Annotated in this window: 20 protein-coding genes and 1 pseudogene; 9 read left to right on the top strand and 12 right to left on the bottom strand. The window is 49.2% G+C overall.

The window, feature by feature from the left end:
* Positions 1 to 11 precede the first annotated feature (11 nt).
* From FA954_RS10985 to FA954_RS10995, 3 genes are all read left to right on the top strand, one after another.
* A complete protein-coding gene (locus FA954_RS10985; protein ID WP_138615097.1) occupies positions 12 to 1,115 on the top strand; it encodes a GerAB/ArcD/ProY family transporter in 1,104 nt (367 codons plus the stop codon).
* Positions 1,116 to 1,126: 11 nt separating this feature from the next.
* Positions 1,127 to 2,302 (top strand): Ger(x)C family spore germination protein, encoded by a 1,176-nt coding sequence (locus FA954_RS10990; RefSeq protein ID WP_138615098.1) that lies wholly within the window; start codon positions 1,127 to 1,129, stop codon positions 2,300 to 2,302.
* Between the two features lie 61 nt (positions 2,303 to 2,363).
* Positions 2,364 to 3,368 (top strand): zinc-dependent alcohol dehydrogenase family protein, encoded by a 1,005-nt coding sequence (locus tag FA954_RS10995; protein WP_138615099.1) that lies wholly within the window; start codon positions 2,364 to 2,366, stop codon positions 3,366 to 3,368.
* Positions 3,369 to 3,405: 37 nt separating this feature from the next.
* On the opposite strand, the gene kynB is transcribed toward FA954_RS10995, so the two are convergent.
* The 4 genes from kynB to FA954_RS11015 are packed head-to-tail and all read right to left on the bottom strand — an operon-like array spanning position 3,406 to position 6,701.
* Positions 3,406 to 4,038, bottom strand: a complete 633-nt coding sequence (gene kynB / locus FA954_RS11000) for an arylformamidase (protein ID WP_037994396.1) — start codon at positions 4,036 to 4,038, stop codon at positions 3,406 to 3,408.
* Entirely contained in the window at positions 4,038 to 5,321 is a 1,284-nt protein-coding gene (kynU, locus tag FA954_RS11005) for a kynureninase (protein ID WP_138615100.1), read from the bottom strand. Before kynU ends, kynB begins: the two co-directional genes overlap by 1 nt.
* 5 nt (positions 5,322 to 5,326) lie before the next feature.
* Positions 5,327 to 6,157 carry a tryptophan 2,3-dioxygenase gene (gene kynA / locus FA954_RS11010; protein ID WP_037994394.1) on the bottom strand — a complete coding sequence of 277 codons (831 nt, stop codon included), beginning with the start codon at positions 6,155 to 6,157 and terminating at the stop codon, positions 5,327 to 5,329.
* Between the two features lie 52 nt (positions 6,158 to 6,209).
* Positions 6,210 to 6,701: a hypothetical protein gene (locus FA954_RS11015; RefSeq protein ID WP_037994393.1), complete on the bottom strand. Its 492-nt coding sequence runs from the start codon at positions 6,699 to 6,701 to the stop codon at positions 6,210 to 6,212.
* A gap of 150 nt (positions 6,702 to 6,851) precedes the next feature.
* On the opposite strand from FA954_RS11015, the gene FA954_RS11020 reads away from it, so the two are divergent.
* From FA954_RS11020 to FA954_RS11045, 6 genes are all read left to right on the top strand, one after another.
* Positions 6,852 to 7,151 carry a hypothetical protein gene (locus FA954_RS11020; protein WP_037994390.1) on the top strand — a complete coding sequence of 100 codons (300 nt, stop codon included), beginning with the start codon at positions 6,852 to 6,854 and terminating at the stop codon, positions 7,149 to 7,151.
* An 87-nt stretch (positions 7,152 to 7,238) separates the two neighbouring features.
* Positions 7,239 to 8,942, top strand: coding sequence for a pyruvate oxidase (locus FA954_RS11025; protein ID WP_037994388.1), 1,704 nt, complete (start codon positions 7,239 to 7,241; stop codon positions 8,940 to 8,942).
* A 131-nt stretch (positions 8,943 to 9,073) separates the two neighbouring features.
* Positions 9,074 to 9,625 carry a flavodoxin family protein gene (locus FA954_RS11030; protein ID WP_037994386.1) on the top strand — a complete coding sequence of 184 codons (552 nt, stop codon included), beginning with the start codon at positions 9,074 to 9,076 and terminating at the stop codon, positions 9,623 to 9,625.
* A gap of 232 nt (positions 9,626 to 9,857) precedes the next feature.
* Positions 9,858 to 10,433, top strand: a complete 576-nt coding sequence (locus FA954_RS11035; RefSeq protein ID WP_062842858.1) for an AMP-binding protein — start codon at positions 9,858 to 9,860, stop codon at positions 10,431 to 10,433.
* Entirely contained in the window at positions 10,367 to 10,906 is a 540-nt protein-coding gene (locus tag FA954_RS14015) for an AMP-binding protein (protein WP_170151198.1), read from the top strand. The genes FA954_RS11035 and FA954_RS14015 overlap by 67 nt, the downstream gene beginning before the upstream one ends.
* Positions 10,907 to 10,923: 17 nt before the next feature.
* A complete protein-coding gene (locus FA954_RS11045) occupies positions 10,924 to 11,295 on the top strand; it encodes an AMP-binding enzyme (RefSeq protein WP_175413206.1) in 372 nt (123 codons plus the stop codon).
* A gap of 30 nt (positions 11,296 to 11,325) precedes the next feature.
* On the opposite strand, the pseudogene FA954_RS11050 reads toward FA954_RS11045, so the two are convergent.
* The 8 genes and pseudogenes from FA954_RS11050 to FA954_RS11085 form a co-directional block, all read right to left on the bottom strand.
* A pseudogene (locus FA954_RS11050) lies at positions 11,326 to 11,752 on the bottom strand (GrpB family protein); the annotation flags it as partial.
* 194 nt (positions 11,753 to 11,946) lie between these two features.
* On the bottom strand, positions 11,947 to 13,728 hold the full coding sequence (locus FA954_RS11055; RefSeq protein ID WP_175413207.1) for an IucA/IucC family protein: 1,782 nt from the start codon (positions 13,726 to 13,728) through the stop codon (positions 11,947 to 11,949).
* A gap of 16 nt (positions 13,729 to 13,744) precedes the next feature.
* Positions 13,745 to 15,115: a lysine N(6)-hydroxylase/L-ornithine N(5)-oxygenase family protein gene (locus tag FA954_RS11060; protein ID WP_049719749.1), complete on the bottom strand. Its 1,371-nt coding sequence runs from the start codon at positions 15,113 to 15,115 to the stop codon at positions 13,745 to 13,747.
* A complete protein-coding gene (locus tag FA954_RS11065; protein WP_037994377.1) occupies positions 15,102 to 15,689 on the bottom strand; it encodes a GNAT family N-acetyltransferase in 588 nt (195 codons plus the stop codon). Before FA954_RS11065 ends, FA954_RS11060 begins: the two co-directional genes overlap by 14 nt.
* A complete protein-coding gene (locus FA954_RS11070; protein WP_037994375.1) occupies positions 15,667 to 17,502 on the bottom strand; it encodes an IucA/IucC family protein in 1,836 nt (611 codons plus the stop codon). The genes FA954_RS11065 and FA954_RS11070 overlap by 23 nt, the downstream gene beginning before the upstream one ends.
* Complete coding sequence (locus FA954_RS11075) at positions 17,492 to 19,018, bottom strand: pyridoxal phosphate-dependent decarboxylase family protein (protein ID WP_217496813.1); 1,527 nt, start codon at positions 19,016 to 19,018, stop codon at positions 17,492 to 17,494. Before FA954_RS11075 ends, FA954_RS11070 begins: the two co-directional genes overlap by 11 nt.
* Positions 19,019 to 19,030: 12 nt before the next feature.
* Positions 19,031 to 20,392, bottom strand: a complete 1,362-nt coding sequence (locus tag FA954_RS11080; RefSeq protein WP_037994373.1) for an aspartate aminotransferase family protein — start codon at positions 20,390 to 20,392, stop codon at positions 19,031 to 19,033.
* Between the two features lie 119 nt (positions 20,393 to 20,511).
* Positions 20,512 to 21,720 (bottom strand): MFS transporter, encoded by a 1,209-nt coding sequence (locus FA954_RS11085; RefSeq protein WP_037994371.1) that lies wholly within the window; start codon positions 21,718 to 21,720, stop codon positions 20,512 to 20,514.
* Positions 21,721 to 21,735 lie beyond the last annotated feature (15 nt).

A 21,735-nucleotide genomic window follows, 5' to 3' on the forward strand; every position in this document is an offset into this window, starting at 1 on the left:
GATGTGTCGTGATGCTAGACAGCAATCGGAAACAGATCACCACCATTCAAACATCGATATTCATCGCCTCGGTCATTCTGGGAATGGGCGTCCTAACCCTTCCCCGGAATGTCACGGAAGACACACAAGGACAGGACGGTTGGATTTCGGTCATTCTTGCAACCCTGATTCTTCTGTTGATGGGATGGTTGATTATCCGGTTGAACCGGTATTATCCGGATCAAACTTTTTTTCAATACAGCACGCAAATCTTTGGCAAATGGATCGGCAATTTGGCCAATTTGATCTTTCTCTCATATCTTTTTATCACTGCCGGCTATGAATTGAGAGGCATGGCCGAGGTGACACACTTCTATTTGCTTCCCAACACCCCGCCGGCTGTATCCATATCGCTCATGGTGTTTGTCGGGATTTATCTGATGACCGGCGGAATCGTTGCCGTCGCCCGGATGTTTGAAATTTTGCTTCCCATCACTCTCTTCTTTTTCTTTGTCGTATTGGCCACCAGCTTTAAAGTGTTTGAATGGCGAAACATTCTGCCGGTCATGGGAATGGGGGTGGAACCGGTGATCAAAGGGATTCACGGTTCATCCCTGACGTTTTCAGGTTATGAATTCATGTTGGTGTTAAACGCATTCATGCAACGAAAAAAAGAAGCATGGAAAGCGATTTCCGCCGGGATTTTGGTGCCCGCACTCTTTTACGTTGTCATTGTGATTGTCGTGGTGGGCGGATTGGGACCGGATCAGACGATCACCCTCACTTTTCCGACCATTGAATTAATCCGCTCCTACGAACTGACAGGCATATTTTTCGAACGATATGAAGTGTTTTTGCTGGCCGTCTGGATCTTGCAAATCTTCGCCACCTATGTGAGCATGCAATACATCTTTTGTCTGGGGATTTCCCAAATTACCGGAAAAAACATCCGTTTTTTTATCTACGGAGTCTCTCCCTTGATCTTTTTGATCTCATTCCTGCCGGCGGATATCAATGAATTTTTTAACCTGGGCACCATTTTGGTGCACATCGAGCTCTTCGTGGTCTTCATCATTGTGCCGATCGCACTGGTGGTTGCCTGGATCCGCAACCGGCGTTCAAGACACCATAATTAACGGAGGTCAACATGAACGGAAAAAGGCGACTGTTTGTCAGTTTGATTCTCGTAAGCCTGATCATGCTCACAGGCTGTTGGGACTACCGGGATATTGAAGAAACTTCAGCCAATATCGGACTGGCCCTTGATCTGGGTGACACAGAGACCGGTGAAGTCCGGATTGAAGGGGAAAAACCGGTGATCAACGCCACCCTTCAAATTATGGATCCGAACCAAACTTCCGGCGGGGAAGGAGAAGTCGATTATGAAAATACAACGATCACCGGAAACACCTTAGGCAAGATGGCTGTGGAAGTCGCTTTATTCAACCGGGGTCCGCTCATTGGACAACACCTGAAGATCACGTTGATCGGGGAAGAATTGGCCAAACGCATGAATTTTCGAAACATGCTGGACTATCTGTTTCGAGGCCCGTATGTCCGCTTAAGCAGCACCATCCTGTGCACGAAAGGAAAAGCGGGAGAGTTTCTGCAGAGCGATGATAAAAGCAAAGGCAATGAATTGCCGGCTCTTAAAATTCTCAGTATCGCAGACAACACCAAATATTCGCTTCGGATATTAGAGCCGGTGACGTATGGAAGAGCAGGGAAATTTTTGGCCAGCAACCAAAGCTTTTTGCTCCCCTGCATCGCCAAAAAAAATGATGAAATCGTACTGGAAGATGCCGCTGTCATCAGCGGGAGAAACAAAAAATTGATCGGTTTCATGAATTCCGAAGACATTGCTGGGGTCAACTGGATCACCGGAAAAAAGGGAGGCGGCGTGTTAAACGTTTATGATGAGGATCAAGCCATTTTCGCCGTCAGGATTTTTAACATGTCCAGCAAAATCAAACCCCGTGTGGATGGTGACAAAATTTCTTTTGATGTCCACGTGAAAACCGGAGGTTATTTGACGGAAGACTGGATTGAAGAAGAAGACGCCACGGATCCGAAATATCTTGAACGCTTGGAACAAAAGGCAGAAGAAAAAATCGTCCATCAAATGCGTTCGGCATTGTATAAAATGCAAAAAATTTATCAGGCCGATGTGGCCGGTTTCGGAGACGCTCTCCGCATCCATGACAACAAATTGTGGCAACGCATCAAGAATGAATGGGAAGTCAAATGGTTTGCCGACGTTCCGATTCGCATTAAAGTCGATCTCAATTTGCGGGACTACGGTGTCAAAGCCAAAGACGAGTGATCCTCCTCCTTCTCACGCCAAAGATATGTTATATTGTTAAAAAATAAAGGAGGAGAAAACCATGCATGCACAAATCATCCGCCAATTTGGTTCCCCGGATGTGTTTGAACCGGCAACCCTCCAACGACCGGCGGTGTTGCCCGGACATGTCCTGATCCGCGTCGCCGCCACCAGTGTCAATCCGATTGATACAAAAATCCGAAGCGGAGCCGTGCCGAATGTTGCCCCCGAACTGCCGGCCGTTTTACACGGCGATGTGGCCGGTGTCATTGAAGAAACCGGGGAAGGGATCACCTCTTTTCAAGTCGGGGATGAGGTTTTTGCCTGTGCCGGAGGCTTTAAAAACACGCATGGCGGGGCTCTGGCCGATTACCTGCTCGTCCGCGAAGAGTTGGTGGCACCAAAACCCCGCACACTCTCCTTCCAAGAAGCGGCCGCCCTTCCCCTGGTGTCGATTACCGCCTGGGAAGCCGTTTTTGAGCGGGGACGGATTCAGGAAGGACAAAACGTGTTGGTTCATGCCGGAACCGGGGGCGTCGGCCATATCGCCCTGCAACTGGCCAAACTCACCGGTGCCACGATACATACCACCGTCTCCACAGACCGGAAAGCAGAAATCGCCAAAAGGTTGGGAGCCGATCACCCCATTTTTTACCGGCAAAGCGAAGTGGATGACTATGTCAAACAATATACCGGCGGCGAAGGCTTTGACGTGGTGATCGACACCGTCGGCGGAGCCAATATCGACCGCTCTCTGCAAGCAGTCAAAATCCACGGCCATGTCGTCACCATCGCAGCCCGTTCCACGCATGATTTATCCCTCATGCACAACAAAGGATTGACCCTGCATGCCGTCTTTATGATCCTCCCGATTCTCACCGGCAAAGGCCTGCAACGCCATGGTGAAATCTTGAGACAAATCAGCCGGTGGGTGGATGAAGGAAAAATCAAGCCCTTGTTGGATGAAAAAACTTACGCTTTTGCAGAAGCGGCTGAAGCCCATCGACGGCTCGAATCGGGCCAGGCGGTTGGAAAAGTCACGCTGATCAACGAAAACTTCTCCTGAAAAAAGAGGCGGAAATGCTCCGCCTCTTTTTACCGCTTCAAAGGGATTCTGCCACCGGGCGAATCACGGCCCTGACCGGGCTCCCGTCCCCTCCGAGAATGGGAAGCGGCAAAGCGATCAATTCATAAATCCCTTCTTCCACATTGTCCAAAACCGCCCCCTCCAAAATGTGGATGCCTGCATCCCATAAAGCATGGTGTGCCGGCAACGTCTTGCTGTCGATCGGATCCACGGACGGAACATCCAGCCCGATCAGGCGGATCCCCTGTTTTTTCAGATACGGGACCGCATCCGGATCCAAATGACAAATTTCTTCGGGAAACACGTTCCGATCCCGCCACGAATCGGTCCGGATCAGAAGGCGGCTTATCCCGCCCCATTCTTTTTCCATCAGGTCCTCCGCCTTGATTTTTTCTCTTCCCGGCAAATGAATGACCCTGGCTTTGCCGATATAAAGATTCACATCCAATTCGTTCACCTTGCTCCCCGCCTCGTCAAAGTGAAAAGGGGCATCAATATGGGTTCCGGTATGGGTGCTCATTTGCACCTGACCGACATTGACCGATCCGCTTTCTTCTTTGGTGTAAGTGAATTCATATTGAAACGGGGCATCTCCCGGCCAAACCGGGATTCCGGAGTGAAGGGGCTGGGAAATATCAATCCAGGTCATCAAGTCACCTCTTTCGATTCAGTGGGGTAATGTTGATACTTTTTCTCATCCATAATCTGCTTCAATCGTTTCATGGCTTCACAAACATCGATGAACGAGTTGTATAAAGCCACCGGAGCCAATCGTATCACATTGGGAGGGCGAAAGTCAGGGATGACGCCCTCTGCCTTTAATGCCCTGCTGATTTGAAGGGCATCGGGATGTTCCAAAGCAAGATGCCCTCCACGCTGCTTGGGATTCCGCGGGGTTCCGGTTTCAAATCCGTAAGAAGAAAAAATCTGATCCACCATTTTGAAAAGAAAGTCCGTTAACATTAACGATTTTTTGCGTATGGCTTCCATCCCCGCTTCAGCAAAGATGGACAACGATCCAATGAGCGGAGCCATACTGAGCAAATGCGGCGTTCCGATCTGATAAGCCCCGGCGTCGCTTCCGGGGATCATCTCCGGTGCCATTTCAAATTGGCGCTCTTTGTCCGAACCAAACCAACCGGCAAGCCCCGGTTTGGTTCCGTGATGTTTTTTGTGGACATAGAGACCGGCCACCCCACCAGGACCGCTGTTCAAATATTTATACGTGCACCAAGCGGCAAAATCAACCCCCCACTCCGCAAACCGGTGGGGAACCGCCCCGACAGAATGGCATGCATCCCAGCCGATGAGGATGCCGCGCTCATGAGCCGCTTTGGTCAACTTTTCCATATCCAACAATTGTCCGCTTTTGTATAAAACGGGCGGCAACCAGGCCAGCGCCACCTCCTCATTCATCATTGCAATGATTTCATCCTCATCCAAATATCTCCCCGACGGGTCAGACGGCACACAGATCAAGTCTTCTTCCGCAGAATATCCGTGAAGAATCAACTGGCTTTTTAAAGCATAAAGATCGGAGGGAAAATTGAGTACATCCGCCAAGATCTTGCGGCGGGAACCTTGCGGGCGGTAAAAAGTGGCAACCAATTGGTGGATATTCACCGTCGTCGAACCGGTCACCACCACTTCCTCCGGCCGCGCCCCCACCAAAGGCGCCATCTTTTGCCCCAAATCCTCCGCGAAATAAAACCAGGGCCTTTTTCCCTGAACCCAGCCGTCTATCCCGAGTTTTTTCCAACTGTCCAAAACTTCCGTCAAGGCCAGCTCCGAACGTTTGGAAAGCAACCCCAATGAATTCCCGTCCAAGTAGATTTTCCCGTCCGGCAAATAAAATTCCCCGCGATACTTCCCGAGCGGATCGTTTTGATCCAGCTCCCATGCTTCTTCAAAAAAAGAGGAGAAGGACGGCACCGGATTCACCTCGCCTGTAGTTTTGTGCGCACATGCCAAAGCTCCGGAAAAAAGGATTGGTCCAACCCTTTTTTCAAATAAGAAACCCCGGACGAGCCGCCGGTTCCTTTTTTGTAACCGATGATCCGCTCCACGGTTTTCATGTGCCGGAACCGCCACTGCTGAAACCAGTCTTCCAAATCGACCAGCTTCTCTGCCAATTCATACAAATCCCAGTATTTTTCCACGTTTTGATATACCTGAAGCCACGCTTGTTCCACACTTTCCTCATATTGATAAGGCTTTCGGACATCCCGGTTCAATACTTTTTCGTCAATGGAGAAACCGGCCTTATGCAATGCTTCGATGGAAACATCATATATGCTGCGGGCTTCATAAGCTTGCTTCAATTTTTCAAGCAAAACTGGATCGTTTTCATAAATTTTTAAAATGTGTGTACTCTTTTTGCCCAGATAAAATTCAATCATCCGGTATTGATAGGATTGAAAACCGGAAGCATGTCCCAAATAACCGCGAAACTTCATATATTCGGACGGTGTCAACGTGGACAACACATCCCAAGATTGGATGATTTGGGATTGGATTTTGGAAAACCGGGACAGCATTTTAAAAGCGGCCGGCAAATCCCCTGTCCGGATCGACTCCATCGCCGCTTCCAACTCGTGAATCATCAACTTCATCCACAATTCACTCGTCTGATGAATAATCACAAACAACATCTCATCATGATGGCCGGACAACAGTTTTTGGCAATCCAACAGCAAATGTAACCGGAGATAATCCCCGTAAGTCATTTGTTCACGAAAATCGGTATGGATGCCTTCTTCCGGATTCATCTCGGCTCCCCTTTCATGCAGGATGAGAGACGACTTGATTAACAGAAATGATTCATCCTTTTAACCCGCTGTCCAATAAGGTGATTTTCACGCCGGATAACGGGAAAAGCCGGATTTGCATGGTTTCCCGGTCTTTGAGCGCAACCATATTTCCGTCACGGGACCAATTGGCTAAATATCCGCAATACGTTTGCCCCTTATACTCCAACTCCACCAGTTCATACGGCTGCAACAGTTCAGTCATGGAGAACGCCTCTTTGTTCAGTTTGGTATCCAACGGAAATTGCAATTGAAACCGGTTTTCATAAACTTGGAAACACCGGGTCAATCCTTCCATCCGGTAAAATTCCTGCGTCATGCAAGAAACGGGAATCTTAAACTTGGGTTCTGATTTCAAGACTTCTTGCACCTCATCCGAAACCGATTCCACGATCAGCTCGATATGTCCGGAACACTCTTCATAATCATAAATCAATTGCCCGTGCAAAAACGGGATTTCTGTACGAGATATTACAATTTTGCGCAACAAATAACTTTCTTTCATAATGGCTCTCATTCTCCCTCTGTACTTAATTTTATTATAAACCAACGGGCTTTGGCTTTTAAGCACCAACCCGGAACCGGAAAATCCGTGCAGGGATCACTCCTTCCAAAAGAGAAGTCATTGGAAAACCATTCCAAAAAGGAGTATCGTATGTCAGTCCGCAGATACCACTTATTGATCGATGAAATCAAACGGGATATCGAAGAATGCGAAAAACAAATGTTTTATCATCTTGATGAAATGCAGCGCGCCAAACACCAAGGGAACAAAGAGGTGGAACGCCATCACCGGCTGGAACAATTGAAATGGGAACGCAAGCTTCGCGAAGCCACCCGCGCATTCATCCACACGGAACAAGCCTTGGCCAAGGCGGTGGAAGAAGAACATCTTCACCGTTTTCAGGAAGATCAGGCGCGTCGCGAGGGAAAAAGCCGGAACACGTGGCAATGATCCTTCTTTCTCCGTTTCAAAGGATGTTTTTATCACCGCTTGCGCACAATAAAAAACAACCGAATGAACGAGAAGGAGGATTTTTCGATGTTCCGAAAAAAAGCCGGTGAATACTTGGTTGATCTGCTGATCGATTGGGGAGTGGATCATATATACGGAATGCCCGGGGATTCGATCAACTCTTTGATCGAGCCAATCCGGAAAGCCAAAGACAAAATCAAATTTATACAGGTCCGGCATGAAGAAGCCGGTGCGTTGGCCGCAGCCGCCTACGCCAAATTAACCGGAAAATTGGGCGTTTGTACCGCCATTGCCGGGCCGGGGGCCATTCATCTGTTGAACGGATTGTATGACGCCAAGTTGGATCACGCTCCCGTTTTGGCCATAACCGGCCAAGTTGAATCCGATTTGATCGGAATTGACTATTTCCAGGAAGTCAATCTGGATCGCCTGTTTGACGATGTGGCCGTTTATAACCAGCGGATCATGTCGGCCGAACAACTGCCGGCGGTGGTTAATCAGGCCATCCGGACCGCCTACACCAAAAAAGGGGTTGCCGTTTTAACCATTCCGGACGACATTCCCCGCTTTGAAGTGGAACGGGAAGTGCGCACCACCACTTCGTTTTATTGCAAACAAGAAATCCGCCCCGATAAAAACGATCTTCTCCAGGCCAAAGAAATCCTGTTAAAAGCGAAACGGCCGGTCATCCTGGCCGGAAAAGGAACGAAACATGCGAAAGAAAATCTGATCCGCCTTGCGGAAAAAATGGCCGCTCCCATCATTCTCAGTTTGCCGGCCAAAGGCGTGATCCCCGATGAACATCCCCTTTGTCTCGGCGGTCTGGGACTGATCGGAACCCGCCCGGCCTATGAAGCCATGCAAAACGCGGACACCCTGATTCTGGCAGGCACGTCGTTCCCGTTTACCGGCTTTCTGCCCCGGGAAGCGAAAACCATTCAAATCGACACGGATCCCACCCAAATCGGAAAACGCATGCCCGTGGATATCGGACTGGCCGGCGACGCCGATTACACATTGGGCTGGCTCATTGATCAGGTTCCTTATCAAACAGACCGCAGCCATTTGGAGACCCATCAAAAAATGATGAAAGACTGGTGGGACCATCTTGCGAAACACGAAGAAGCCGATGAGGTTCCGATCAAACCACAACGGGTGCTGAAAGCTTTGCAACAAGTCGCCGATGATGATGCCATTTTATCGGTGGATGTCGGCAATGTGACGGTATGGGTGGCACGGCATTTCCGTATGATCCGGCAACAATTTCTCACCTCCGCATGGCTGGCCACTCTGGGTTGCGGGCTTCCCGGAGCCATTGCATCCAAAATCGCACATCCGGATAAACAAGTGTTTGCCATCTGCGGGGACGGGGGCTTCGGCATGACGATGAACGACTTTGTCACCGCTGTCAAATATGGGCTTCCCATCGTGGTGGTGGTCTTGAACAACCACAAAATCGCCATGATTAAGTTTGAACAGGAAGTGATGGGCAATGTTGAGTTTGGAACCGATCTGACCAACCCGAATTTTGCCCGCTATGCCGAAATCTGCGGCGGGATCGGCTACCGGGTGGAAACCCCCGATCAACTGCTCCCGGCCTTTGAGCAAGCGGTCAGGCAGAAAAAGCCTTGCATCATCGACGTGGTGGTCGATGCCGACGAAGCGCCCATGCCGGCCAAGATCACCTTTGCCCAAGCTGCCGGCTACGCCAAGCACATGGTCAAAGAACTGTTCGCTCAGGGAAAAACCGATGTTCCTCCTCTGGTTTAAGTCCAGGCATTGAAAGCCTGTTTTCAATCCAAAGCCACAAAAAATCTGAAAAAAGAAGGAACAGACAAGGGAGGAGTAGAAAGTTTTATAGTTACAACCTACTTTTACGCTGGAGAGGAAGGAAGAAACCCATGAAATGGATGGCCATTCACGGAAGTTCACGGAAAAATGGAAACACGGAAAAACTGACACACTTTGTACTGGAAGATATACCGGCAACGCATCTTTATCTCCGGGAATACTCCATCCGTCCGATTTTGGATCAGCGCCATGACCCCGACGGCTTTGATCCGGTGGATGATGATTATGACCGCCTCATTCAACAGGTCATGGAGCATGACGCCATTGTCTTCGGAACGCCTTTATATTGGTACGGGATGAGCGGACACATGAAAAATTTTATTGACCGCTGGTCCCAAAGCTTACGCGATTCCCGGTATGATTTCAAAGAAGCCATGCGCGGAAAACAAGCTTACGTTGTGATCACCGGCGGGGAAAATGCCCGGTTGTTCGCTCTCCCGCTCGTACAACAGTTTGATTTGATCTTCAAATTTATGTCGATGGATTTCAAAGGGTATCTGATCGGTTACGGAGGCAAACCCGACGGAATCCTGCATGATGAAAGAGCATTGGAAGAAGCCAAACAACTGAATCAACAACTGAAACGAATCCATGCCGGATAACATTTTTCATTCGCAAGCCCCGGTTCCTCTGCCCGGGGCTTGCGTGTATTCCACGGCCATGTTTCTTCTCCTTTTAACTTGCGGCCACAGGCGGCTGATTTTTAGTAATTTTCAATAAAATATAACCTAATTATTTTATATTATTAGCGACAGGATTCCTTTGCATGGAAGAAAATTGAAAGGGCCTTTGGATTGAAAATCATTAGCATCCATTTTTTCATGAGGTGATATCTTGATCCAGATTGCCAGCACGCTTGGGAATGCTTTGAGATCTTATGCCCAATTCCATCCGGATCAAGAGGCGCTGGTTTCTCCCGGTTTTCGCATCCGCTACCGGGAGTACGAGGAACGAACCAACCAATTTGCCCGTTATTTATCCGGGCAAGGGGTCAAAAAAGGAGACCGGGTTCCCCTTTTGACCGGAACCAATGCTTCGTTCGCCCTCAGTTTGATGGCCTTGGCCAAGATCGGAGCCGTCGCGGTTCCCCTGAACCATTACTGGAAACCGGAAATGATCCGGTGGGCCATCGATGATCTGGAAGCGGACTTTCTCCTGGTGGGAGATCAATTTTATCCCTTGATTCAAACGGAAGCCGAAACCGGAAAAATCCGCCACACCATCGTTTGTGAACAGAACAAAGTAAGTCCAGGCCTTTTGAGGGCGTTACAAAAATATCCGGACACTTCGCCAGTGGAATCAGTTGCACTTCCCTTGTTCTGGACAGGTATTCACGTCATCTGGTGGCGACTCCTTCCTTCCACATTTCAGCGATTGCACCGGTCTGTTTACAATCCTTTTTGGGTGTAACCCTTGTTTTCCCGCCGGAACTCACTGCTGAATCCTTGTTACAGACCATCGGCAAAGAGAATGTGAACACCGTCTTGTTGCCGCCTCATGCACTCGGCATTTTACAATCCCTTATTCGTCAAAGCGATTCTGCTTTTTCCTCTCTCAAACGTTTCCTCTCCGAAGGGACCAGAGTGCCCGAAAATGTGATCAAAAGTGGCGAATCACCGGACTTTGAGGAGGTTCAAGCTTATGGAGCCACCGAATTAAACGGGATCATCTCCATATGGAATCCGAAAATGGGTCTTGATAAAATCCATACCGTCGGAAAAACGCATTTATTCCCGGAAATCAAAATCCTGGACCCCGAAACCAAAAAAGAGCTTCCACCGGGTGAAACCGGGGAGGTTGCCATTCGGGGCCCGCAACTTTTCACCGGGTATTGGAAAAAGCCGGAGGAAACCAAAAAGCTTTTCATCAAGGATGGTTCTTGACAGGAGACGCCGGGAGAATGGATGAGGACGGGTTTCTGGAAATCGTGGACCGTTATAAAGATGTAATTTATTCCCCCGAAATCGGCGGGATTTTCCCCGCTGAAGTGGAACAAGTGATCCGGGAACTCCCCGGCGTGGAAGATGTCAGCGTCACCGGGGTCCTTCATCCACAATGTTCGGAAATTCCCTGCGCTTTTGTAAAACCCGTCCAAGGGGCTTCACTTACAAAAACAGAGATTCTCCAATACGTACACCAAAAACTCGGTCCCCACAAACTCAAGGATGTTTTCTTCTGCAGGCAACCGCTTCCCCGCAATGCCAACGGAAAAGTGGACAAATCACAGTTGCGCCGGATGTATCAGCAACTTGTAAACGCTTCGGAAGAATAACTATCTTTGTTGAAACCTGACCGGCTGCTATATCCGGTCAACTTCCTCCGCGCCCGAACTGAAGACATGCGGATTGATATCCGTATCCGGTCCTTTGAACAGACGATGCTCATACCACTCCGGCTCCCGGATCCGCAAGAGATAACCGGCTTCCTCCAACGCCGGGACATAAGCCGATTCATCTGTGAATCTTTCACCACCAGCTGGATGTCGATGACAGGCTTTGCACACAGTCCCGGCACGGAGGTGGATCCGACATGCTCCAAACGCAACATCTTGTCGCCAAGTGCCAAGCGGATTCGTTTGGCTTCCCGTTCAAACAACTCCGGCCAGCGCGGATCATACTCCTCGAGATGGATGGTCGCATTGTGGGTTTCAACTCCCCCACGGTAACTTTCTGAAGCTCTTCGTCACTCATGGGCTTGCTTTTTTGATCCTGTCCATTTCCCTCAACCATGATGATTCACTCCTTTTCCAAGCATCTTGACACCGATTACAGGAAGAATGTCCATGATCCCATCAATTCTCTTCTTTGCTATGGATATTCAATTTTTGCCGGGCATTCCATGGTACCACTGATCACAATCAATCTGCATGAAACCTTTTTTGAGTGCAAAAAACCCCGGAGCGGCAACCCCGGGGTTTGTCTTTTTATGACAAAGCCAGTGCGTTGGTCACTTTTCCATATTCGGAAGCGTGCGGACGGTCCACATCGTCTTCATATCCGTAATCCAGCATCCGGTTGCGGTTGAGACAAAGTTTGGTGAATTTCGGCCGGAGCAAATCAAACAACCGGAAACGTTCTTGGAGTTCGGGGAACCGCTTTTGGTAAGCCAGGATGGTGTCCCGTACTTTTTTCCAGAAGACTTCTTCCGGATACTGATGATATTGTTCCAACAGATCCGACAGATAGCGCATATGGCAGATAAACAATCCGGTGAAAATAAATTGGCAAAGCCCTTCCGGCTCTTCACTGCGCAACACCTGTTTCAGATCTTCCGGCAAATCTTTCAATTCCTCCAGCGGTTCCCGGCTCACGTTGACATCATCGACAAAGTCTTTCATGGCCAGGCGGATCGGAACGGAATCTTTCAACACCAAAATGGTGTTTTGCCCGTGCGGGGAGAAAACCACCCCATAGCGATACAAGTAATGGAGCAACGGCGGCAAAATGGCTTCAAACAAACGATCCAGCCATTCATCCAAGCTGAGTCCCGATTTTTCCACCAACCGGGAGACAAACGGTTTGCCTTCCCCGTCCACATGCACCAGAGCCGCCAAGGTGATCGGTTTTTCCCCTTCTTCCATAAAGTTGTAAATGCTTTCCCGCCAAATGCAACCCAACATCTCCAAATATTGATACGGGGCTCCTTTAAGCTTGGCATAATAGGGATGATCATAGTTGATGCTGGCCACTTCCCCCGGTAAGATCAACCGGCACTCCTTGTGCAAATACGGATCATTTTTCCATATGTTCCAGATGTATTCCGTGATTTTGGGAGCCAACACGGTTCTTTCGCCGGGCAATCCACGGTAAACCAAGGTGTTTAAAATGCTCATCGGCAACTTGACGTGATGCTTCTCTTTGGAACTTGTATTGACAAAGGTGCGAATCGATTGTTGCGGCAGATATTCATCTTCCCCGGTTCCCAGCAGGATGATCCGGTTTTGCGCGAGTTCTTCCGCAAAAAACGGCACAATATAATGATCCCACTGCCAGGGATGCACCGGCATGAAGTAATAATCTTTGTCATCCAAACCGTTTTGGATGAGGACTTGCCGGAAGGATTCCACCTGCTGTTCTCCCAGTTCTTTTTTCACCAGCTCCTCGTATTCAACACCGGTGACCGAATGAAAATCGGCTCTTTTTTTATGCACGGCAATCCAGGACAGTTTAGCCTTATTTTTCTGTTCGGGGGCATAGTTCAGGTAATCTTCATGGCTAAACCCGATTCTCCCCTTGTTGTAAGTGATCCACGGATGCCCTTCCATTTCCCCTTCCAGCTCGGCATAATCCAATTCGGTCAAATCCAGCTGTTGGTTTTTCTTTTTTTCAAGGATATATGCATCCGCCACCAGGGTGTGGGTGTATTCCCGAATCAAATGCCCCGCCGTCATTGAATTCATGCCGATGGTGCTTTGGATGTCCAGCAAAAATTGAATCGGATTGTCGGCCGGTTTCACCTCCCCGTTTTCCTGTCGGTAAATGGTGTCGCCATGAACCCGGTAACTGTCAAACAACCGTTTTTTCACTTCGAAAGTGTACGTGACACCGCTTTTCAGCTCCAAACGGCAACGTTGATTCTCCCCGTCCGCCTTTTCCATATCCGGATGAATGATGTCTTCATACATAAACTCGGCAATCATCTTGGTTAACAAATTCCGGGAAACGGTCTCCCATGTTTCCGGTTGAAAACTTTTCAGTGTATTCATGATGCATCCCTCCCTTTTATACCGGTAAAGAGGACGTTTGATGTGCATCCTCTGTGGTGTTGATTTCTTCCGGGACTCCGAATTGCTGAAAAACATTCCGCTTTTGAACCGGGTAAATCTCCCTTCCGGTCAGTGTATTGATAATCACGGAGTTCCGGTATGCCCCGAGACCCAGATCCGGTGCCCCCACCCCGTGGGTATGAAGCTCCGCATTCTGCACAAAAATCTCATTTTCGGCCTCTTGGGTCTTTTTGAGCCGGTAATCCAATGACACCTGATAACGTTGCTTCTCATCCCAGGCGATCAGGCCGGACAAATTCTTGACACAGGATGGGATCTGATGCTGATAACCCGTTGCCAGAACCACCACTTCACTTTCATGCGTGAAGGTTTTGTTTTGCTCACGGTGGTGACAAGTCAGGCGATATTTCTTTTCTCCCGGCACCGGCTCGATTTTTTGGATTTCCGTTTGGGCCAGCATCCGCACCGGCACATGTTGATTTCCCACCGTCCGTTCGTAAAGAAGTTCATAAATATCAGCGATGGTGGCGGCACTGATGCCCTTGTACCACAAATCCTGGGTTTTCAGCCGCGCTTCTTTCACCTTTGGCGGCAGGGAATAAAAGTAGTGAATGTAGTCCGGTGAAAAATGTTCCAGCCCCAGTTTGGAATATTCCATCGGGAAAAATCCGGTGGAACGGGTCAGCCAATCCAGCCGGTAGCCGTGATTTTTTTGTTCCTGAAGCAAGGTGTAAAAGACTTCCGCCGCACTTTGCCCCGATCCGACCACGGTAATCGATTCCGCTTCTTTTAACCGGTTAAGCCGCTCCAAAAAGTGGGCCGAGTGAAAAATATCTTCTTCCGGCAACCCTTGGAACGATGGAGGAACAGACGGAACACTGCCGACGCCGAGGACCAGGTGTTTTGCGTGATAAACCGAAGTTTGTCCGGTCAAAGGCGATGTGACTTCCACGCGGAAGTACGTTTCACGGTCTTTCACCCAATCGATTTTCGTCACTTTTTGCCCGAACCGGCAGGTTTTCAGGCTTTGTGACACCCAACGGCAATATTCGTTGTATTCCCGGCGCGGAATCAGAAAGCGCTCCAAAAAGTAGAAATGATAAAGTCTTCGCTGTTCCTTCAGATAATTCAAGAACGTATAGCGGCTGGTCGGATCCGCCATCGTCACCAGGTCGGCAAAAAAAGGTACTTGCAATGTGGTTCCTTCCATTAACAGACCCGGATGCCAGTCAAAGCGGGGTTTCTGCTCAAAAAACACCGCTTTGACTTCCGTCACGGGATCAAGCAATGCCGCCAGCCCCAAATTAAAGGGGCCAAGCCCGACTCCGATCAAATCAAACATCTCATTCGACTCATGCTTCACCATGGTTCCATCTCCTTTGAAAAGTGTCCCGGCAACAAAACATCAAAGCCGCCCGCTTATCCGGCAGATCAATCTCCCGTTGAAATTCAAATCCGCATTTTTCAAAGATATGGATCATTTTTTCATTTCGGATATCCGGCTCTGCAACCACTTTTTGCGTCGGTTGATGCTGAAATAACCGGTACGTCATGGCCCTTAACAGGGGTAAAGCATATCCTTTCCCCAAAAACGAGGGCGGACCGATCAAAAGATGAATCCCCTGGTCTTCGGGATCATAGTCATAATATTTTCCGAGAATATCACCCCGGACCCAATAGGTTTCCCAATAACTCATGGGGGTGCCGTCAAGGGAACCGATATGAAGGGTTTGGTGTGGATCCGCCAGGAATTTGCGCAAATGCTCCCGGTATTGATCAAAGGGAATGTTTAAATTCCAAAACGGAATGACATGCGGTTGGTGCATCCACTCATGCAGCCTGTCCAAATCTTTTTCCATCTCCACCCGGCGAAACGATATCACTTTGCCGATATCGGGATCCTTGATCGCAAACGTTTCAGACATGACTGGGTATTTCATCGCAAACCTTCTCTCCTTGCCGCAAGGGATTTTGAATTTGAACATAAACCGACTGGCTTTCCATCGGCCCCACCAGCTCGTCCATATCATGAAGACGGGTGAGCAGATTGGCTTTCCCCGGAAGCCATTCATCTTCCAGAAGGCTTTCAATCAAACGGGAAGGTTTTCGGTTCTTGGGCAACCATTTTCGAAGCGCTCCGGCAAGCTCCTCCAACAGCACCTTTTCGTTCGCCAGGCCACATGCCCCGAAAGCATTGATCAGCCCGAATAAATGATTGATAAAAAAGTAGTAGCGGAAACGCTCATCGGCCACGGCATCGGCACACAGGGTATGGCTTTTTTCATTAATGCCCGGAAGGATTCCTTGCAGTTTGGCAAAAGTCGATTCACAGTAGTAATAGCCCTGGTTATCCCGGTAGAAAAATTGGTCCGGATATCCGTTTTTCAGCTTTACCAGGCTGTTTTGCTGATGGGCCTCCAGTGCAATGCCGTACTCCGAATACAACCACATCAGCGGTTCAAACGAAATCGCCAGGTATTTCTTGAACCAGTCGATGCTCACTTGTCCGGGATCTCTGCCTTCCCTTTCTGCCACCTCTTTGATCACTGCGGCCAGGCGGGGTTCAAATCCGGGCAGGGCATCTTGACAAAGCCCGGCAAGCAATGTCACGTCTTCTTTACCACCTCCCTGAAACGGGTTTTCACGCAAAACCACTTCAAACCCCGACTCATCCGCACCGGGAATCTCAATCGTGATAAAGGCAGGGTCTTTGACCACATGAAATCCGGGATATTTTTGCTTCATACGGTACCCGATCTCACTGTCCAACAGGCGGGTCACTTCCACTCCCCTCTCCAACTCCTTATACAGATTTTGCCGGACGGAGTTGGTGATCTTGATCCGGACAGAAAATTTCAACATAAAGGAAGATTCCGGATGGTAGACCGTGCGGATGGAAGCGGTCGGATAATAAGCTTTTCCCAGGACCCCCAGATCTTCCAATAACCCCTTGTCCATCAACGACCGGACCCGTTCATCCTCCAGCAAATGTTTGGCTTGCAACGGATGGACGGGCAAAAGGGAATATTCATCCTCTTTCAGATACTTTTCTTTAAAGGACGGATCCACTTCTCGGTCGTTCCAAAGCTCTTTTTTGATCCAATCCGTCGCAGACTCCGGCAAGTTGCTCCCTTCTTTGACAATGGAACGGTGAGCACGGAAATAACGCAGGGAAAAACGTCCCTTCAATTCAGGAGAATAAGTCTTTTGCTCCTGCTCCGGAATGCCTTGCCGACTTTTCGGCGTCGGATGCAGCAAATGTCCGAAAATGAGGGATTGTTCGGCATCCAAATAATCAAAGTGCGTGCGGTACAGTTCTTCTGCATCTTGATATCTCTGCGCCACAAACGTTTCCATTTCATGGCAGCTTTGGATCACGCGAAGAACCAGCTCATCCGGAAAGACATTCAATTTTCGTTCAACGGTCAATTCTTTGGTCAGCATCGTCACCAGCGTCACATAATCCAGCTCCCTCAGTTTCCCGCCTTCTCCGATCCGGTAAAAGAACGGGAAGTAAAAGAGATGCCGGCCGGTCAAGGACCAGTATTTCAGCGGGGCGATAATCTCCATCTGATGGTGCTGTAAGGAAACAACCAAAAATTCTTTTGCCGGCGAATCGACCGTTTTTTGGTTGTGAATCCGGTGTTTTTCCCACTCATCCTTGGCATACCGTTTGAATTGCCGGGTTTCTCTGAGGTAACAGTTGAAAAAGGCCAGCATGCTGGCTTGTTCCGCAATTTTTTTAGCCTCCATACGAGTCTTTCTCTCTCCTCTCTTCTTCCAGTTCCAATCCGGTTTTCCTGACTTCCTCCAGTATTTCCGTCAAAACGGGAAGCGTGATCCGGGGATTGATGATCGTCAGTTTCAGCGAAGTCAGCCCGTCCACTTTGGTCAAAGCCATCACCGCTTTCCCCCGTTGCAACAACGTTTGGCGAATATCCCGGTTGATCCGATGAATATCCACGGTTTGATCACGGGGGACATAACGAAAAACCAGGGCATTCATTTGGGGCGGATCATTGACCAGTTGCAAGTGTCCGGTCCGCCGAATCCAGTCCGCCGCCTTTTTGGTCACCTCTATCGTATGGTCAATCATCCCGGCAAATCGTTTTTTTCCGACTGCTTGCAAAGAAACAAACAGTTTTAATGCATCGAACCGGCGGGTGGTTTGCACCGATTTATGAACCAGATGAGGAATTCCCGACCTTTCATCTTCTTCTGAATTTAAATAATCTGCATGCCGCTTGATCAGTTGAAAACGGGACCCGTCTTTTAACAAAAAGGCTCCGCAACTGATCGGCTGATAAAACAGTTTATGAAAATCAACGGCCAGTGAATCCGCCCGCCCGATTCCGTCCAGACGGTGCCGGTGTTTTTCACTCAAGGCCAACGCTCCGCCGTAAGCGGCATCGACATGAAACCATGCACTTTCCGCTTCCGCCCTGTCCGCAATCCCTTGCAGGGGATCGATGCTTCCAAAATCGGTGGTTCCGGCCGTCGCCACGATGGCAAACAAATGATAACCATCCTTTTTCAACCGGCTGATCTTTTCATCCAAGTCCGTTAAACTCATCTGATACTTGGCATCCGTTTTCACCGGCACCACTGCATTTTCTCCCAATCCGAGCAAGGCGGCCGATTGTTTGATCGTAAAATGCGCGATGTCCGAACAGAGAACCTTCATTTTTCCCGCCGCCGGCGGCAATCCTTGATGCATCCCGTTCCAATTCAGCTTCTGTTTCAAGAAGTGATCCCTTGCCAACAGAAGTCCCATTAAATTGGACTGGGTCCCTCCGCTGGTAAAGACGCCGTTCCCCTGACTGTTTCCGTAAAAAACGGAACACAGCCAGGAAACCATTTTTTCTTCCAGGATAGTGGCGGCAGGACTTTGATCCCAGGAATCCATCGATTGGTTGGTTGCGCTGATCAAAAGCTCCGCAGCCAGGGCCGGTGTCAGCGGGGGACAATGAAGATGTGCGGAACAAGCGGGATCATGCACCCGGACGGAGTGTCTTAAAATGTGATTTCCGACATCCTCCAGCACTTCACCCAAATCCCGACCCTCTTCCGGACAAACCGGCATGTCCTTGAATAACGAAACCAGCTCGTCAATCCCGGTTCCGCTGAACGGTTGGTTCAACGATGCGTAATGTTCATACAATACCGTTTGTGCAGCTGATATCGCTAGTTGGTATGAAGACCACGCTTCCGGTGTATGTCCCAAAAACAAGTCTTTTACCGGCAACTTTGTCATCATGTTGCTCTTCAATTGCCTTCCCCCTTAAGCCAGGCCTTTTGATTGTTCGGCAGCTTGTACTGCTTCCGCAAAAATTTCAACAATGCAGTCGATCTGCTCCGATGTAATGATCAGCGGAGGCAGGAAACGGACCACACTTCCATGACGACCTCCCAACTCCAAAATGAGTCCGCGGTCAAAACACTCTTTTTGAATGAGCCGGGCCATCGCCGGGTCGGTTAGATAACTTCCCAAATGATCCGGTTCCTGTTGAGGATCCACCACCTCAACACCGATCATCAGGCCGCGGCCGCGCACCTCGCCGATCACATGGGATTCTTTTTGAACCTTTTTCAACCTGCTCATCAATTTTTCTCCCATTTCACGGGCATGTTGTTCAATTTGATTTTGGCGGATATAGCGGATCGTTGCCAGTCCGGCAGCCATGGCCAATTGGTTTCCGCGGAACGTACCCGCATGCGCCCCGGGAGCCCATCGGTCCAACGCCTCATCATACACCACCACCGCGAGCGGCAGCGAACCGCCAATCGCTTTGGACAAGGTGATCACATCCGGTATGATGCCCGCATGTTCGAAAGCAAACAGTTTTCCGGTACGTCCGAGACCGGTTTGAATTTCATCCACAATCAACGGAATTTGATGCTTCCGGGTGATGGACCGGATTTCGCGCACCCATTCATCCGGCGCCGGGATCACACCGCCTTCGCCTTGGATAATTTCCATGATCATCGCCGCCGGGGCGGGAATGCCGCTTTCCGGATCTTCCAGTGTCCTCCGGATAAACTGACTGCCAATTGAAGCTCCTTTTTCCCCGCCTTGTCCAAACGGGCAACGATAAGAATACGGATAAGGCAAAAAGTGAACATCCGGCATCAATCCCGGAATCGGATCTTTCGGCCCTTTATTCCCCATCAGACTGAGCGCCCCGTGGGTCATACCGTGGTAACCGCCCTGAAATGCCAGAACACTACGCCTTCCGGTGGCAGTTTTCACGATTTTGAGCGCCGCTTCCACCGCATCGGCACCGGCCGGACCGCAAAACTGAATTTTCGCTCTTTCCCTGAACTCGCGGGGCAAGCTGTCAAACAGCTCCTCCACAAACTCATCTTTTACCGGAGTGGTCAGATCCAATGTATGTAAAGGCAACCGGTCTTTGAGCGTCTGCTCAATGGCTTCGGTCACAACCGGGTGATTGTGCCCCAATGCCAACGTCCCGGCTCCCGCCAGACAGTCAACGTATTTTTTCCCCTCTACATCCGTGACATAAATGCCGTATGCTTCCCGGATGGCAATCGGGATTCTCCGGGGATAAGAACGCGCATTGGATTCTGTTTGTTCCTGATGCGCGAGATAATACCGATTGGTTTGTGCATGTGTGATGCTCATTGGTGATCCCCCTTGGGCTCAGCTTAATATTGATAATGATAATGATTATCATTATCATTTATCCATCGACTATATTAACATGAAGTTTGTTTTTCTGTAAACGAATTTCCGTAAATTTTTTATCTTTTATGAAAGACTGGTTGCGTGTGCTCCTTGGTTTGCGGTTTGATCAGACAAGCCATCACAATCATTCCCGACAAAACCCACAGGCAACATTCGAAAGGTACAACCGGATGAATTTCATATAAAAACGATCCGGCAACGGGACCGGCCATCGCCCCGATGCCATTGGCGACCCCGCTCAATCCGGCCGCCGCCCCTTGCGACTCCTCCCCTGCATTTAATGAAATGGCACTTAAGCACCCGGGCAGCATCAGGCTTACCCCCAATCCGATTCCCGCAAAGGAAAGAAGCATACCGGACATCGACACACTTTGCAAAAAACCGAAAAATCCCAAAAACATGACCGGCGCTCCCAGTCGAAGCAACCAGGTATTTGAAGGGTTCCATAAACGTACAATCACCATTTGTCCCAAAAATGCCGCCGTTCCCATGGCAAACATGGAAAGACTGATCCATTGAGCAGCTGTTTTCACATTGACACCCAACTGGTCCGTGAAATACAGACCTGCGGTGACTTGCAAGATGACAATGACCAAATGGACCAAAACCGTCATCAACAAATAAGGAAAAATGCTGCGGTCAAACGGGCTGAGTTTTTCTGTATGCGGTCGGGATTCTTTTCTTCTGACAGGCTCGTCAGGTTCCTTTCTCATCCATATCCATCCCATGACCAGAGGGAAAAGCGCGGCAAAATAAACCGGAACCGTCCAGTCCCACAAAACAAGGATACTTGCAAATGCCGGGCCCAATATCATCCCCAACCCATTGGCAGCTCCGAGAAGCGCCATTCCGGAAGTTCTTTCTTTTACATGGGTCAGATCAGCCATCAATGCCTGGGCCCCGGTTAAAACCGCACCAAAAACCACACCGCCATACAACCGGATCAACAAGAGAAACGCAAACAAAAGCGAAAAGGAAATCCAGTTTGCAAACCCCAATTGAATGACAAACGCAAACAGCAGATAAGCAAATGAAAAATGAAAAACGCCATGTACCAAAAGCTTTCTCCGTCCATGTTTTTCACAATAATCCCCCCACACCAGGCTGGATACAAACAAAGACACCGCAGCAATGGCAAAAACCATGCTGATCTGTGTCTCATCCAAACGCAATTCCCTCAACATGGGAGCAATAAGGGGATTGACCATCGACAAGCCAAAATATGTACTAAACAGTGTGAAAAATAATAAATAATGATGTCTCATGGTTTACCACCTTAA

The organism is Thermoactinomyces vulgaris (genome assembly GCF_005886755.1).
Lineage (GTDB): Bacteria > Bacillota > Bacilli > Thermoactinomycetales > Thermoactinomycetaceae > Thermoactinomyces > Thermoactinomyces vulgaris.